This is a genomic window from Gymnodinialimonas sp. 57CJ19, from assembly GCF_038396845.1.
In the GTDB taxonomy this organism is placed as follows: Bacteria; Pseudomonadota; Alphaproteobacteria; order Rhodobacterales; family Rhodobacteraceae; genus Gymnodinialimonas.
Genome location: NZ_CP151587.1, coordinates 2651406 through 2666964, shown reverse-complemented (window position 1 = coordinate 2666964; position 15559 = coordinate 2651406). Strand labels below are relative to the sequence as shown.

12 protein-coding genes are annotated in these 15559 nt (G+C 61.3%); 5 read left to right on the top strand and 7 right to left on the bottom strand.

Annotated features, from left to right (window positions below; all coding sequences use genetic code 11):
- The first annotated feature begins 164 nt into the window (after window positions 1-164).
- The 4 genes from bhcA to bhcD all read left to right on the top strand — a co-directional run bounded on the left by bhcA (window position 165) and on the right by bhcD (window position 4613).
- The gene (bhcA, locus tag AADW23_RS13090) at window positions 165-1355 is read left to right on the top strand and encodes an L-aspartate--glyoxylate aminotransferase BhcA (RefSeq protein WP_341861387.1); all 1191 of its coding nucleotides are present in this window, start codon (window positions 165-167) and stop codon (window positions 1353-1355) included.
- Window positions 1355-2320: a beta-hydroxyaspartate dehydratase BhcB gene (gene bhcB / locus AADW23_RS13085; RefSeq protein ID WP_341861386.1), complete on the top strand. Its 966-nt coding sequence runs from the start codon at window positions 1355-1357 to the stop codon at window positions 2318-2320. The genes bhcA and bhcB overlap by 1 nt, the downstream gene beginning before the upstream one ends.
- A gap of 14 nt (window positions 2321-2334) precedes the next feature.
- Window positions 2335-3501 (top strand): 3-hydroxy-D-aspartate aldolase BhcC, encoded by a 1167-nt coding sequence (gene bhcC / locus AADW23_RS13080; protein WP_341861385.1) that lies wholly within the window; start codon window positions 2335-2337, stop codon window positions 3499-3501.
- A 146-nt stretch (window positions 3502-3647) separates the two neighbouring features.
- The gene (gene bhcD, locus AADW23_RS13075; protein ID WP_341861384.1) at window positions 3648-4613 is read left to right on the top strand and encodes an iminosuccinate reductase BhcD; all 966 of its coding nucleotides are present in this window, start codon (window positions 3648-3650) and stop codon (window positions 4611-4613) included.
- 133 nt (window positions 4614-4746) lie between these two features.
- On the opposite strand, the gene lpdA is transcribed toward bhcD, so the two are convergent.
- The 6 genes from lpdA to puuE all read right to left on the bottom strand — a co-directional run bounded on the left by lpdA (window position 4747) and on the right by puuE (window position 14005).
- The gene (lpdA, locus tag AADW23_RS13070; RefSeq protein WP_341861383.1) at window positions 4747-6483 is read right to left on the bottom strand and encodes a dihydrolipoyl dehydrogenase; all 1737 of its coding nucleotides are present in this window, start codon (window positions 6481-6483) and stop codon (window positions 4747-4749) included.
- Between the two features lie 14 nt (window positions 6484-6497).
- Window positions 6498-7790 (bottom strand): dihydrolipoyllysine-residue acetyltransferase, encoded by a 1293-nt coding sequence (gene aceF, locus AADW23_RS13065; protein WP_341864330.1) that lies wholly within the window; start codon window positions 7788-7790, stop codon window positions 6498-6500.
- Between the two features lie 4 nt (window positions 7791-7794).
- A complete protein-coding gene (gene aceE / locus AADW23_RS13060) occupies window positions 7795-10452 on the bottom strand; it encodes a pyruvate dehydrogenase (acetyl-transferring), homodimeric type (RefSeq protein ID WP_341861382.1) in 2658 nt (885 codons plus the stop codon).
- 162 nt (window positions 10453-10614) lie between these two features.
- Window positions 10615-12054 carry a nucleobase:cation symporter-2 family protein gene (locus AADW23_RS13055; protein WP_341861381.1) on the bottom strand — a complete coding sequence of 480 codons (1440 nt, stop codon included), beginning with the start codon at window positions 12052-12054 and terminating at the stop codon, window positions 10615-10617.
- A gap of 26 nt (window positions 12055-12080) precedes the next feature.
- Window positions 12081-12599, bottom strand: coding sequence for an ureidoglycolate lyase (locus AADW23_RS13050; RefSeq protein ID WP_341861380.1), 519 nt, complete (start codon window positions 12597-12599; stop codon window positions 12081-12083).
- Window positions 12596-14005 carry an allantoinase PuuE gene (gene puuE, locus AADW23_RS13045; protein ID WP_341861379.1) on the bottom strand — a complete coding sequence of 470 codons (1410 nt, stop codon included), beginning with the start codon at window positions 14003-14005 and terminating at the stop codon, window positions 12596-12598. Before puuE ends, AADW23_RS13050 begins: the two co-directional genes overlap by 4 nt.
- A 149-nt stretch (window positions 14006-14154) precedes the next feature.
- Here puuE and uraH point away from each other — a divergent pair, with 149 nt between their 5' ends.
- Window positions 14155-14508, top strand: a complete 354-nt coding sequence (gene uraH, locus AADW23_RS13040; RefSeq protein ID WP_341861378.1) for a hydroxyisourate hydrolase — start codon at window positions 14155-14157, stop codon at window positions 14506-14508.
- 53 nt (window positions 14509-14561) lie between these two features.
- On the opposite strand, the gene AADW23_RS13035 is transcribed toward uraH, so the two are convergent.
- The gene (locus AADW23_RS13035) at window positions 14562-15494 is read right to left on the bottom strand and encodes a LysR family transcriptional regulator (RefSeq protein ID WP_341861377.1); all 933 of its coding nucleotides are present in this window, start codon (window positions 15492-15494) and stop codon (window positions 14562-14564) included.
- Window positions 15495-15559 lie beyond the last annotated feature (65 nt).

The following is a 15559-nucleotide window of genomic DNA, read 5'->3' as shown; positions in this document are numbered from 1 at the left end:
TGCGTTGTTTGAATGTGAAAAATGATTTTACATTATGAAAAATTCAACTTGCTGATTTTAATGGTTAAATCAAACACCCTTCACCATCAGGCCCGAAATCTGCAAAAATTACCATTGGACTCTCGTTGTATTAAGGTCTCCTGAAATCGCATTAGGAGAGCGTCATGAGCATGCAAAACCCTGTCTTTATCCCCGGCCCCACCAATATGCCCGAGGCGATCCGCCAAGCCTGCTACATGCCTACGATCGACCACCGCTCGCCCATGTTCGGCAAGATCCTGCATCCCTGCCTCGAGAACGTTCGCACGATCCTCAAGTCGAATTCGGCGCATATCTTCATCTTCCCTTCCACCGGCACCGGCGGCTGGGAAACGGCGCTGACCAACACGCTGTCTCCCGGTGACAAGGTTCTGGCGGCGCGCAACGGGATGTTCAGCCACCGCTGGATCGACATGTGCCAACGCCATCAACTGGACGTGCAGATCGTGGAGACGACTTGGGGCGATGGCCTGCCAGCCGATCGCTACACGGAGATCCTCAAGGCCGACAGCAACCACAAGATCAAGGTCGTGCTCGCCACCCACAACGAAACAGCAACCGGCGTGAAGTCTGACATCGCCGCCGTGCGCGCCGCGCTGGACGCCGCCGGCCACCCTGCCTTGCTGTTCGTGGATGGCGTCAGCTCCATCGCGTCGATGGACTTCCGCTTCGACGAATGGGGCGTGGACGTTGCCGTCACCGGATCACAGAAGGGGTTCATGTTGCCTGCCGGTCTGGCGATCGTGGGCTTCTCCCAGAATGCGATTGATGCGGCGCGGGACGCCAAGCTGCCGCGCACCTTCTTTGACATCAATGACATGGCCAAGGGCTATGCTGCCAACGCCTTCCCCTACACGCCGCCCGTAGGCCTGATGAACGGGTTGAAACTGGCGACGGACATGCTTCTGGAAGAGGGGTTGGAGAACGTCTTTGCCCGTCATCACCGCATTGCGGAAGGTGTGCGTCAGGCTGTTTCTGCTTGGGGGCTGGAGCTTTGTGCCTCCTCGCCCGACGTCTACTCTGATACCGTCAGTGCGATACGGACGCCCGAGGGGTTCAACGCCACCGAGATAGTTACCCATGCAGCTGACAAATACGGCGTGGCGTTTGGTGTCGGGCTTGGCGAGGTTGCGGGCAAAGTCTTCCGCATCGGTCATCTGGGCAGTCTGACGGACGTGCTGGCCCTGTCCGGCATCGCCACGGCCGAGATGGTGATGGCCGATCTTGGCCTTGACGTTCGGCTTGGATCGGGCGTTGCCGCGGCGCAGGAATACTACCGCTCCAACCCTGCCGCTTCGGCCCTGATGGCTGCGTGATGAAGGATTTGCAGATGTATATTCCCACCTACGAAGACATGCTGGCAGCGCATGAACGGATCAAACCGCACATCCGCCGCCCCCCTGTGCGCGTGTCCCATTATCTCAACGAGCTGACCGGCGCCGACCTGTACTTCAAGTGCGAGAACTTTCAGGAACCGGGCGCCTTCAAGGTGCGCGGGGCCACCAATGCGGTCTTCGGGTTGTCTGACGAACAGGCCGCGAAGGGCGTGGCGACGCATTCCTCCGGCAACCACGCCTCTTGCCTGTCCTATGCCGCTATGTTGCGGGGCATTCCGTGCAACGTGGTGATGCCGAAGACCGCGCCGCAGGCCAAGAAAGACACCGTGCGCCGCTATGGCGGGGTGATCACGGAGTGTGAGCCGTCGACGACTTCGCGCGAAGAAACCTTCGCCCGCGTCGAGGCCGAGACGGGTGGCGACTTCGTCCACCCCTACAACGATCCGCGCGTGATTGCGGGGCAAGGCACCTGCTCCAAGGAGTTTTTCGAGCAGACCGACGGCATGGACATGGTTGTGGCCCCCATCGGCGGCGGCGGCATGATCTCGGGCACGTGCCTGACGTTGGCGACGCTGGCCCCTGAATGTCAGGTCATCGCGGCAGAGCCAGAGCAGGCCGACGACGCCTACCGCAGCTTCAAGGCGGGGCACATCATTGCCGACGACGCGCCCAAGACCATCGCCGACGGCTTGCTGGTGCCGCTGAAAGAGCGCACGTGGTATTTCGTCAGCAATCATGTATCCGAGATTTACACCGCGTCCGAGCAAGAGATCATCGACGCGATGAAACTGACATGGAAGCACCTGCGCATCGTGATGGAGCCCTCCTCCGCCGTGCCGCTGGCCTGCATCCTCAAGAACGCGCAAGCCTTCAAGGGCAAGCGCGTCGGCATCATCATAACAGGCGGCAATGTCGATCTTGACCGCCTTCCCTGGACCCTCTGAACGGAGCTAATCCCATGAACAAGCAAGTGAATATAGACGAACTGGAAGTCGGCTTTGACGTCCCTGCCCTGCCCGGCATGGACGAGGCTGACATTCAGACGCCGTGTCTTGTGCTGGACCTCGACGCGCTGGAATACAACATCAAGAAGATGGGCGATTACGCCAAGGCCCACGGGATGCGCCACCGCGCCCACGGCAAGATGCACAAGTCCGTCGATGTGCTGAAGCTGCAGATGGAACTTGGCGGTGCCGTTGGCGTGTGCTGCCAGAAGGTCTCCGAGGCCGAGGTCTTTGCCCGCGCCGGGATCAAGGAAATCCTCGTCTCCAACCAGGTCCGTGACGCCGCAAAGATCGACCGTCTGGCCCGGATGCCAAAGGTCAGCGGGGGCGAAGTCATCGTCTGTGTCGATGACGTGGCGAATGTGGCCGATCTGGACGCCGCCGCCGCCAAGCACGGCACCAACCTTGGTGTCTTCGTCGAGATCGATTGCGGTGCGGGCCGTTGTGGCGTGACCACGACCGAGGCTGTCGTGGAAATCGGCAAGGCTGTGCGCGACGCCGGGAACCTGACGTTCCGTGGCATCCAAGCCTATCAGGGCGCGATGCAGCACATGGACAGCTTTGACGACCGTCAGGCCAAGCTCGACGCCGCAATTGCGCAGGTACAAGAGGGCATCGACGGCTTGAAGGCCGAGGGGATCGAGTGTGATCTGGTCTCGGGTGGCGGCACGGGATCGTACTACTTCGAAAGCAACTCGGGCGTTTACAACGAGTTGCAGTGCGGCTCCTACGCGTTCATGGACGCCGATTACGGTCGTATCCTCGACAAGGACGGCAACCGCATCGACGACGGCGAATGGAAGAACGCGATGTTCCTGCTGACCTCGGTCATGTCCCACGCCAAGGCCGACAAGGCGATCGTGGACGCAGGGCTTAAAGCGCAATCCATCGACAGCGGCCTGCCGTTCATCTATGGCCGCAGCGATGTCGAATACATCAAATGCTCGGATGAGCATGGCGTGGTTGCGGATCCCGATGGCGTTCTGAAGGTCAACGACAAGTTGCGTCTGGTGCCGGGTCATTGCGACCCCACCGCCAACGTTCACGATTGGTACGTCGGCGTGCGCAACGGCAAGGTCGAAACGGTCTGGCCCGTGTCGGCACGCGGCAAAGCCTACTGATCCTGAGACGCGGGGGCCCGGCGGGAGGCCGAGCCAAGTCGTTCGCGTGCGGTGGCCAACCCACGGGTATGCACGCGAACGCATGAAATTTGCGCGCTCCGTCCTGCGGGGCGCGCACTCAAATAACTCATCTCAAGGATAGCCCCATGATTATCGTTCCTGAACGCTACATCGCCGACCTCATGACGCGGGACGCCGCGTTCAGCGCCGTGGAAAAGGTTTTTGCGGCCATGGCGGCAGGCGATGCCTACAACTTCCCCGTGGTTCGTGAGGCTATCGGTCACGAGGACGCGCTATACGGTTTCAAGGGCGGGTTCGATCGGGCGGGGCTGACCCTGGGGCTCAAGGCGGGTGGCTACTGGCCCCACAACCTTGAGAAGCGGGAGTTGATCAACCACCAATCCACCGTGTTCCTGTTTGATCCGGATACCGGCAAGGCGAAGGCCATGGTGGGCGGCAACCTGTTGACGGCGCTGCGAACGGCGGCGGCTTCGTCTGTTTCGATCAAGCATCTGGCGCGGGACGACGCGAAGGTCATCGGCATGATCGGCGCGGGCCATCAGGCGACCTTCCAACTGCGCGCCGCGTTGGAGCAACGCCAGTTCGAGAAGGTCATCGGCTGGAATTACCACCCCGAGATGCTGCCTAACATCGCCGCCGTGGCTGAAGAAGCAGGCCTGCCGTTCGAGGCCGTCGATCTGCCCGGCATGGTGGCGGCGGATGTCATTATCTCCATCACCTCGGCCTTTGCACCGTCGCTGATGGCGGATCATGTGTCACCCGGCACGCATATCGCCTGCATGGGTACCGACACGAAGGGCAAGCAGGAGGTCGAGACCGCGCTGTTGACCCGTGCCACGGTGTTCACCGACGAGGTGGCGCAGTCGATTTCCATCGGAGAGGCGCAGCATGCGATTGCAGAGGGCGTGTTGACCGAGGCGGACGTTCATCAGATCGGCGCCGTCATCAATGGCACGCACGCGGGCCGCACCTCGGCGGATGAGATTACGCTGTTCGACGGCACGGGCGTGGGCCTGCAGGACCTTGCCGTGGCGGCGGCGGTCGTTGATCTGGCCGTAGAAAAAGGCATCGCCATCGAGGTGGATTTCTAGCCTCCGGGTTGGTGGAGGCCGACAGCTGAGGTGCGACGGGTGCCGCACATTTCGCCAGCGGGGCGTGCCCCTAAATCGCTGAAATAAGGCTAATTCCGGCGGACGGGGCATTTCCCGCCCGCCGGATTGCGTTTCACTTCTTCTTTTTCGGCGGCATCAGGTCGGTGATCGCGCCCTCAAACATCTCGGCGGCGAAGTTGACCGTTTCGCTGAGTGTCGGGTGCGGGTGGATCGTGTGACCCAGATCCACGGCGTCAGCGCCCATCTCGATGGCGAGTGCTACTTCGGCGATCAGATCGCCCGCGTTGGGGCCAACGATGCCTGCGCCGATGACGCGGTCATCGCTGGGGTCGAAGATCAGCTTGGTGATGCCCTCGGATCGTCCCAAAGACAGCGAGCGGCCCGACGCGGCCCAGGGGAACACGCCTTTGGCGACCTTGAGGCCCTTGGCCTTGGCCTCCGTCTCGGTCACGCCGACCCAAGCGACCTCCGGATCGGTGTAGGCGACGGAGGGGATGACCTTGGCGTCGAAGTGGCGCTTGTGTCCCGCGCAGACCTCTGCCGCGACCTTGCCTTCGTGAACGGCCTTGTGGGCCAGCATCGGCTGGCCGACCACATCGCCAATGGCGAAGATGTGCGATTGTCCCGTGCGTTGCTGGCTGTCGACGGCAATGAAGCCGCGCTCATCCACGGCGACGCCCGCCTTTTCGGCGTCAATCAACGCGCCGTTGGGGCGGCGACCGACAGAGACGAGGACCATGTCGAAGGTGTCCGACTTTTCGCCATCGGGGCCTTCCATTGTTACCTTCAGACCCTTTTTCTGGGCCTCCACAGCAGTCACTTTGGTCTTGGTCAAAACCGCCTCGTACCGACCTTCGATGCGTTTTTGCAGCGGCTTCACGATGTCTTTGTCACAGCCCGGAATGATTTGGTCCATGAACTCGACGACCGTGACCTTGGAGCCGAGCGCATCATACACGCAGCCCATCTCAAGCCCGATGATCCCGCCGCCAAGCACCAGCAAACGCTTGGGAATCTGGGTCAGCTCCAGCGCGCCCGTAGAGTCGATGACACGCGGGTCGTCGTGGGGGATGAACGGCATCTTCACTGGTTCCGATCCCGCCGCGATGATGCATTGATCGAAGCTGACGGTCGTGGTGGTGCCGTCGTTCTCCACGGCGATCATGTTGGGGCCCGTGAACTTGCCGAAACCCGTCACCGTCTTGACCTTGCGCGCCTTGGCAAGGCCGCCCAAGCCGCCCGTCAACTGGTTGACAACGCTGCTTTTCCAGTCGCGCAGGGCGTCGATGTCGATCTTCGGCTTGCTGAACTTGACGCCGTGATCGGCCATCTCCTCGGCCTCGGTGATCACCTTGGCCGCATGCAGCAGCGCCTTGGAGGGGATGCAGCCCACGTTCAGGCAGACGCCGCCAAGGTTGTCGTATTTCTCGATCAGGATCACGCTCTTGCCCAGATCGGCCGCACGAAATGCCGCCGTGTAGCCGCCGGGGCCAGAGCCCAGAACGACGACCTCCGCGTGCAGGTCGCCCTGCCCGCTGGCCGTACCGGTGGCTGCCACTGCAGACGGTGCTGTCGCCGGAGCCTCCTTAGCCGGAGCATCCGTGGGGGCTTGCGCCGCCTCCGCCCCTTCCAGCAGCAAGATCAGCGAGCCTTGAGAGACCTTGTCCCCCTCGGCCACCTTGATCTCTTTGACCACGCCGCCCGAGGGCGAGGGCACCTCCATTGTGGCCTTGTCGCTTTCGATCTCGATCAGCGGATCTTCCGGCGCAATCGTGTCGCCCACTTCCACAAGGATCGTGACCACGGGGACGTCGTTGAAATCACCAATATCGGGTACTTTGACTTCCATGTCTCAGCCCCCCCTTACAGCATCAGCCGGCGTACATCGCCGAGCAAATGTTTGAGGGTCGCGCAGAAGCGCGCCGCCAATGCGCCGTCGATGGCGCGGTGATCGTAGCTGAGCGACAGAGGCTGCATGTTGCGGGGCACGAACGCCTCGCCGTCCCACACAGGCGCCATCTTGGAGCGCGTGAGGCCCAGGATAGCCACTTCGGGCGCGTTCACGATGGGAGTGAACGAGGTGCCGCCGATACCGCCCAGAGACGAGATCGTGAAGGTCGCGCCGGACATCTCATCGCCCTTCAGCTTGCCGTCGCGGGCCTTGGCGGACAGATCGCCAAGCTCCTTCGAGATCTCGATTATGCCCTTGCGGTCCGCATCACGGATGACGGGAACCATCAGGCCGTTGGGCGTATCTGCGGCAAAACCGATGTTGTAGAAATCCTTCTTGATCAGCTTGTCGCCGTCCGGGTGGACGGAGGAATTGACCTCCCAGTGCTGCTTGAGGGCCGAGACACTGGCCTTGATGACAAAGGACAGAAGCGTGACGCGGTAGCCGTCTTGCTTGGCCTGGGTGTCCAACTCGCGGCGGTAGCCGTCGAGGTCGGTGATGTCGGCTTCCTCGTTGTGGGTGACATGCGGGATGTTCAGCCAGGAGCGGTGCAGCGCGGGGCCGGACAGCTTCTTGATCCGGGGCATCTCCACATCTTCGACGGGGCCGAATTTGGAGAAGTCGACAACGGGTATGGGCGGGATACCCATGCCGCCGCTGGCCCCACCGCCCGCCGCAGCCGGCGCGGCGCTGGCCTTGAGGTGCGCCGTGACATCCTCGCGCAGGATGCGGCCCTTGCGGCCCGTGCCGTTCACCTTGGCCAGATCAATGTCCAACTGCCGCGCGAAGGCGCGCACGGACGGCGACGCGTGGACCTTGCCGAAACCGCTATCCGTCACGGCAGCCGGCGCGGGGGCCGGAGCAGCGGCAGGCGCCGCCGCAGGAGCGGGAGCCGCAGCGGGTGCATCGGCAGCCGGAGCTGCCTCAGCCGCAGGCGCGGCCCCTGCCCCATCGCCTTCCACAGACAGGATCAGTGACCCTTGAGAGACCTTGTCCCCCTCGGACACGTGGATTTCCTTCACCACGCCAGCGGCGGGCGATGGCACCTCCATCGTGGCCTTGTCGCTTTCGATCTCGATCAGCGGGTCTTCCAGATCAATCGTGTCACCGACGGCCACCAGAATGGTGACCACGGGCACATCGTTGAAATCGCCGATGTCGGGTACTTTGACGTCATTTGCCATGTTCTTCAGTCCTTTCTTCAGCGGTTTACACCAGCCGTGGGTTCGGCTTGCCGCCGTCGATGTCGTATTTCTTGAGAGCCTTCTGGAGGTCCGCCTTGGTGACGGCCCCGTCCCGGTGCAGGTCCACCATGGCGGCTGCCGCGATATGGGCGGCGTCCACCTCGAAGAACCGGCGCAGGTTGGCGCGACTGTCCGAGCGTCCGAAGCCGTCAGTCCCCAGCACCGTGAAGCGCTGTGGCACGAAGGCCCGCACCTGCTCGGCGTAGTTCTTCATGTAGTCCGTGGCCGCAATCACCGGGCCCTTGGCGTTCTCAAGTTGCTTGGTGATGAAAGGAACACGCTCTTCGGCCAACGGGTTGAGGCGGTTGTGACGCTCTGCATCCTGCCCGTCGCGGGCCAGCTCGTTGAAGCTGGTCGCCGACCAGATGTCAGAGGTGACGCCGAAGTCCTCCTTCAGCATCTCTGCTGCCTTCATCGCCTGCACCAGGATCGTGCCAGAGCCCATCAAATTGACGTGCTTCTTGCCCGGCTTCTTGGTGGCGTGCAGGCGGTAGAGGCCGCGGATGATATCCTCCTCAACGCCCATGGGCATGTCGGGGTGGGCGTAGTTCTCGTTCATCAGGGTCAGGTAGAAGTAGACGTCCTCCTGGTCGCCATACATCCGCTTGATGCCGTGCTGCACGATCACCGCCACTTCGAACTGGAAGGTCGGGTCGTAGCTGATGCAGTTGGGGATCGTGCCCGCAAGGATATGGCTGTGGCCGTCCTCGTGCTGCAATCCCTCGCCGTTCAAGGTGGTGCGCCCTGCGGTGCCGCCCAACATGAAGCCCCGCGCGCGGCTGTCGCCTGCGGCCCAAGCGAGATCGCCGATGCGTTGGAACCCGAACATCGAGTAGTAGATGTAGAACGGGATCATGGGCACGCCGTGGTTGGAATAGGACGTTGCCGCCGCGATCCAATCGGCCATGGCGCCGGCCTCGTTGATGCCTTCCTGTAGAACCTGACCATCGGTCGATTCCTTGTAGAACATCATCTGATCGGCATCCTCGGGCGTGTAATTCTGCCCCAGCGGGTTGTAGATACCCACCGAGCGGAACAGCCCCTCCATCCCGAAGGTGCGGCTTTCGTCCGGGACAATCGGCACGATGTTCTTGCCAATTTTCTTATCGCGCAGAAGCGTGGTCAGGATGCGCACGAAGGCCATGGTGGTGGAAATCTCACGGTCTCCGGTGCCTTTGAGCTGCGCCTTGAAGGCGTCCAACTCGGGCACTTCGAGGGCTGGCACATCGCGCCATTCGCGCTTGGGGAACTCGCCCCCCAATGCCTTGCGGCGGTCTGCCAGATAGGACTTTTGCGCGTTGTTCAGCGTCACGAAAGGCGCGTTGGCAAGGTCTTCGTCCTTCACGGGAATGTCGAAACGGTCCCTGAAGTCGCGCAGCTGATCTTCGGCCAGCTTCTTTTGCTGGTGCGAGGTGTTCATCCCCTCGCCACCCGAGCCCATGCCGTAGCCCTTGACCGTCTTGACCAGCAGACACGTGGGCTGATCCTTGGTGTCCGTGGCGCGTTTGAAGGCGGTATAGACCTTCTCGGGGTCGTGTCCGCCGCGCCTCAGCGCCCAGATCTGGTCATCGGTCCAATCCTCGACCAGAGCCGCCGTTTCGGGGTATTTGCCGAAGAAGTGCTTGCGGATGTAGGCACCGTCCTTGGATTTGAACGTCTGGTAGTCGCCGTCGACGGTTTCATCCATCAACTGACGCAAACGGCCAGAAACGTCTTTCTCCAAAAGCGCGTCCCAGCCCTTGCCCCAGAGCAGCTTGATCACGTTCCAGCCCGCGCCGCGGAAGTCGCCCTCCAGCTCTTGCACGATCTTGGAGTTGCCGCGCACGGGCCCGTCGAGCCGTTGCAGGTTGCAGTTGACCACAAAGATCAGGTTGTCGAGTTTTTCGCGTGCGGCCAGGTCAATCGCGCCCCGGCTTTCCGGCTCGTCCATCTCTCCATCGCCCAGGAAGCACCAGACCTTGCGGTCGGCCATGTCGATGTGGCCCCGGTTGTGCATGTATTTCATGAACCGCGCCTGATAGATCGCCATCAGCGGGCCGAGGCCCATGGAGACCGTCGGGAACTGCCAGTAATCCGGCATCAGCCAGGGGTGCGGGTACGACGACAGGCCGCCGCCGGATACCTCGGAGCGGAAGTCTTCCAGCTGAGCTTCCGAAATTCGCCCCTCCATGAAGGACCGCGCGTAGATGCCGGGAATCACATGGCCTTGGAAGAACACCAGATCGCCGCCGTGAATTGCGGACTTTGAGCGCCAGAAGTGGTTCAACCCGATGTCATACATCACCGCAGAGGACGCGAAGGAGGCGATGTGTCCGCCGTACTCGCTCGATTCCTTGTTGCGACGCACGACCGTGGCCATGGCGTTCCAGCGGTTGATCGTGCGGATGCGCCATTCCATCTCCAGATCGCCCGGAAAGTCGGCCTGATCATCGGTGGGTATGGTGTTTTGATAGGGTGTCGTCGCGGAAAACGGCAGATTTGCCCCTGCCGCCCGCGCCTGTTGCACTGCCTTGTCCAAAAGGAAATGCGCGCGGTTGGATCCGTCGCGCTCAATGACGTCTGCAACCGCATCTTGCCATTCCTGGCTTTCGATGGGGTCGATATCGGGTTGGTCTTTGGACATATTATGTCGCTCCCGGAAAGAGAGTTGGGGGAAGGTGAGAATTTTTGTGTAGCACGGTCCGTGGGCAAAATCGCCTACTTCCAGACCGCCTGTGATCGGAGCCGGACCTCGCACTCCGTCGCGTTGAATGCGGCGCCGCTTGGGGCGCCGCATTCAGGACCTTCAGACGTGGTCTTCAGTGTCGATCGAACCGCGCCCATGTCCAGCCATACCGCCAGAAACTTCTTCGGTTGCCTCGTCCGCCAGTTCTTCCGGCAAGACAAGGTTCAGGAAGATGGCAATGAAGGCGGCAGGCAGCAGGCCCGATACCATCAGAACACGGGCCCAATCAGGCAGGTACTGCACCGCGCCGGGCTCCAGCTGGAGGCCAAGACCCACTGACAGAGCGACCGCGAAGATCACCATGTTGCGGCGGTTCCAGTTCACGTCCGACAGCATCGAGATACCAGCGGCCACAACCATGCCGAACATCACGATGACACCGCCACCCAAAACTTCGATCGGGATCGTGCGGATCAGGCCGCCCACTTTCGGGATCAGGCCGCAGATGATCAGGAAGATCGCGCCGCAGGTCACAACGTGGCGGCTCATCACACCAGTCATGGCGATCAGGCCAACGTTCTGAGAGAAGCTGGTGTTTGGGAAGCCGCCGAACAGGCCCGCAAACGCAGTACCCAGACCATCGGCGAAGGTTGCGCCCTGGATCTCTTCGTCGGTTGCTTCACGACCTGCACCACCTTTGGTGATCCCCGTAACATCGCCGACCGTTTCAACGGCAGAGACGAAGGACATCAGGCAGAAGCCGAGAATGGCAGCGACGGAGAATTCAAACCCATAGGCGAACGGACGCGGCAGCGCGAAAACGGCGGCCCGGTCCCAAGAGGTTGCGATGGATTCGAACGACAGCATGTCGGTGAAGAACAGGCAATAAGCATAGCCGACACCCAGACCAATCAGAACGGCCGAGATCGACAGCATGCCACGGGCGAAGAACTTCAGCGCCAGCGTTACGAAGACCACGATCAGTGCCACTGTCCAGTTGCCAAGCGAGCCGTACTCTTCCGTACCGATCGCAGGCACGCCACCGGCGGCGTACTGAATGCCAACCTTCACAAGCGCCAGACCGATCATGGTCACGATCAGACCGGTGACCAGCGGCGGAAGCGCGAAGCGGATCTTGCCGATGAACAGGCCCAGGAAGCCGTGGAAGATACCGCCGATAATCACGCCGGTGAACAGGGCTGCAAGCGCGTCAACGCCTTGGCCCGCTACAAGCGGGATCATGATCGGCAAAAAGGCGAACGACGTACCCTGAACGATGGGCAGTTTCGCGCCAACCGGCCCGATGGAGATGGTCTGGAGCAGCGTCGCAACACCCGCGAACAGCATCGACATCTGGATAAGGTACAGCAGTTCCGGGAAGTCGGGGCTGTTGGACCCGAAGCCGAAACCAGCGGCGCCTGCCACGATGATTGCCGGTGTCACGTTGGACACGAACATCGCCAGAACGTGCTGGATACCCAGTGGAATCGCCTTGTAAAGCGGTGGTGTGAAGTTTGGATCGCGGAGCTGTTCCGGCGTTCCGATTGAGTTATTGGCCATTTTGTCCCTCCCTAGGTAGCCCTATCTTATACCAGCCCCGCGCTGGTGCATTGTTGGCCCGGCTCGACGGTATACGGGGTATCGAACCAGTGTTCTTCCAGGTTTGGCGTTGTGCCGATCCTGTCGACCACCGCAAACAGACCCGGCGCATGAAGGGGGGTCAGAACCCCGTGCCAGGTGTTGCGGTGGAAGTTGATGCCCTGCCCCGGCGCCGCCACGAAGGCGCGCGGTTTGGCGGGGGTGCCGTTCTCGTCATCGGCTACGACCACAAGGAACGGATGGCCGCTCATGCAGATAAAGGCCTGAGAGCCCTCTGGATGACGCTCCACCAGCTCGACGGTGATGGGCCACAGTCGCACCTCGCCATGGAAAACGCTGATCCCGGCACGCCCGTCCGGGCCGAAATCGAGCTGCGCGCGGTCGTGAAAGCGCCCGCAAAGCCCTTGGTTGATGATCTTGTCCGCCTCTCCCGTGGCTTCCAAAACCTCGCCGTAGGGCGCGAAGGCCTCGGCCGTCAGGGGTTGTGCTTGCAATTGCTGGCTCACCCCAATTTCTCCTGAAGGCGCAATTCGGCGATGCGTTCGACCTGTCGGCAGGCCTCGGCGAACTCCGTGTCACGGTTATTGTCGATGCGGCGGTGGAAGGCGGCCAGAATGCTGGCTTTGTCGTTGTCTTTCACCGCGATGATAAACGGAAAGCCGTGGCGTTTGACGTATTGCGCGTTGAGGTCCTGGAACATTGCGCGTTCGTCGTCGGTCAGCAGATCAAGACCCGCGCCGGCCTGTTCCGCGGTGGACTCTTCGGTCAGCTGACCCGCTGCGGCCAACTTGCCCGCCAGATCGGGGTGCGCTGTCAGCACGCCAAGGCGTTGCTCTTCCGAGGCACTGCGGAACACGCGAGACAGGGCGTTATGGACGCCCGCCGCCCTGTCGTGCATCGGCCCAAGCTCCAATTCGTACGCCCCTTCCGCGATCCATGGCGAATGCTCGAAGATGCTGCCGAAGGCTTCGACAAAGGTCTCGCGGTCCATTTGTGACGGACGGTCGCCGTGCCGGGGCGGATGCTCTGCCGCCCAATGGTCCGCAATCTGTTCGCGGGTGGCGAACCAGACGCCGTCATGGCTCTGCATATACGCAAGCGCCCGCATCAAGGCCGCCGCGCGTGAGGGGCGACCGATCAGGCGACAGTGGAGGCCGATGGACATCATCTTGGGGGCGCCGGCTTGGCCTTCGGCGTAAAGCACATCAAAGGCATCACGCAGCATCGCCTCGAAATCTTCGCCGGTGGTGAAGCCCGCCTGAATCGAGAACCGCATGTCATTGCAGTCCATCGTATATGGAATGATCAGCTGATCCTTGCCGCCCGCCCGGCGCCAGTAGGGCAGATCGTCGGAATAATCGTCGGAGATATAGGCCAGATCTCCCTCCTCCGCCGCCAGATCGACCGTGTTCATCGAACAGCGCCCCGTATACCAGCCGCGTGGGGGCGTGCCGGTGACTTCTGTATGCAGACGGATCGCTTCCTTGATTTGCGCGCGTTCCTCGTCGGCGGGCATATCCTTGTGCTCGACCCACTTCAGGCCATGGCTGGCGATCTCCCACCCCGCGGCCTTCATGGCGGCGACTTGCTCGGGCGCGCGGGCCAGTGCTGTGGCCACGCCGTAGACAGTTGTCGGGATATCCTTAAGGATCCGGTGCACCCGCCAGAACCCGGCGCGGGAGCCGTATTCATAGAGCGATTCCATGTTCCAGTGCCGCTGACCCTGCCAAGGCTGTGCGCCTGTAATCTCGGACAGGAACCCTTCAGACGCCGCATCGCCGTGCAAGATGTTGTTTTCGCCACCTTCTTCGTAGTTTAGAACAAACTGCACAGCGATCTTGGCGCCGTTGGGCCAGTTCGCTGCAGGAGGCGTTGCACCATATCCAGCCATATCTCGAGGGTAGCGGTTCACGGGGTAGATTCCTTTCAAAGTTAAGCATTCATAGGGCAAGGCAATGGAATTGTTTTTCAAAAAAAACGAAAAGGAGCCTTCTGTCCCTCACTCTTTGCGATCTCCTCAGGCTGGAACCTATAAGGGTGCAACCAATCGGAGGACTACACATGGCCGGATATCTTACCACGCACGTACTCGACACCGCTCGGGGTGTTCCCGCTGAAGGTATCAAGATCGAGCTGTTTCGGATCGAGGGTGAGGCCCGCACGCTGCTCAAGACCTTGCACACTAATGACGACGGACGCACGGACGAGCAGATTTTGCCTGCCGATCAGTTCACGACGGGCACCTATGAGTTGGTATTCCACGCAGGCGCCTATCTGGATGCCATCGGCACGCCCGCCGAAGACCCCCGGTTCCTGGACATCGTGCCACTGCGTTTCGGCATGTCCGAGGCAGCGCATTATCATGTGCCGCTGTTGCTTTCGCCGTTTGGCTACTCGACCTACCGGGGAAGCTGACGCCACGCGCGCGCAATTTGTCTCGAAACCGGTGCTTCCTTACGGATCGCGCCTTACCGGGTAAGATGCGCCAACGCCTCGGCGCTCCTGATTTCTTCGCTGACCCGGTCAATGACGAAGTCCATGAACAGCCGGGTCTTGGGGTCCTGCATGCGGCGGTGCGTATACAAGCAAGCCATCTGAATGGGCGTTGGCGGAGTTTTCTTGCCGACAACGATCAGACGTCGTTTCTCCAGATGTTCCGCCACCTCGAACACAGGTTTCAAGGCGATACCGCGACCGTCCAGCGCCCAATCGGTCAGGACATCTCCGTCGTCGGATTCGTATCGGCCAGGAACCCGGAACCGCTGTAGCCCCTCAGGGGTCTGTAGCTGCCAGCGGAATTCGGTGGCGCCGGGAAAACGCAGACTCAAACATTCATGCTGCCCCGACAACAGGTCTTCGCCACTTTCCGGGGTGCCGCGCGCCTTCAAATAACTCGGCGACGCACATAAAACGCGTTCCACATCGGCAATCTTGCGAATGCGCAAGTTGCTGTCTTCGGGCTGGCCCAGAAAAAACGCCAGATCAAGGCCCTCGGTTGTCAGGTCCACCTTCCGATCCGTCAGCCTCAGTCGAATGTTCACATCGGGATAGAGTTCCAGAAACCCCGGGACTTGCGGCGCGATCAGCCTCCGCCCGACCCCAAGAGGGGCCGCAACGTACAAGGCCCCTTTCGGGTTCTCCGTAATGTCGACGACTTGAGCCTCGGCGTTGCTGACCGACTCCAAAATCTCGCAAGCCCCTGAATAGAAGGCTTTTCCATGTTCTGTCGGCGAGAGGTTCCGGGTCGTGCGTTGAAACAGCCTGACACTCAAGTGCCCCTCCAGTTGGGAGATGCGCGACGACGTGACTGCCGGAGAGATTCTCAGATCCCGCCCCGCAGCCGACATCGAGCCCAACTCATAGACGCGAACAAAGGTGCGGATGTTATCGAGGTAAGACATTCTTCGGCTTTTTTTGATGCAGCTTGGCTTGTACCTGCGATACCAGAAAGGTGCGACTTCGCCTA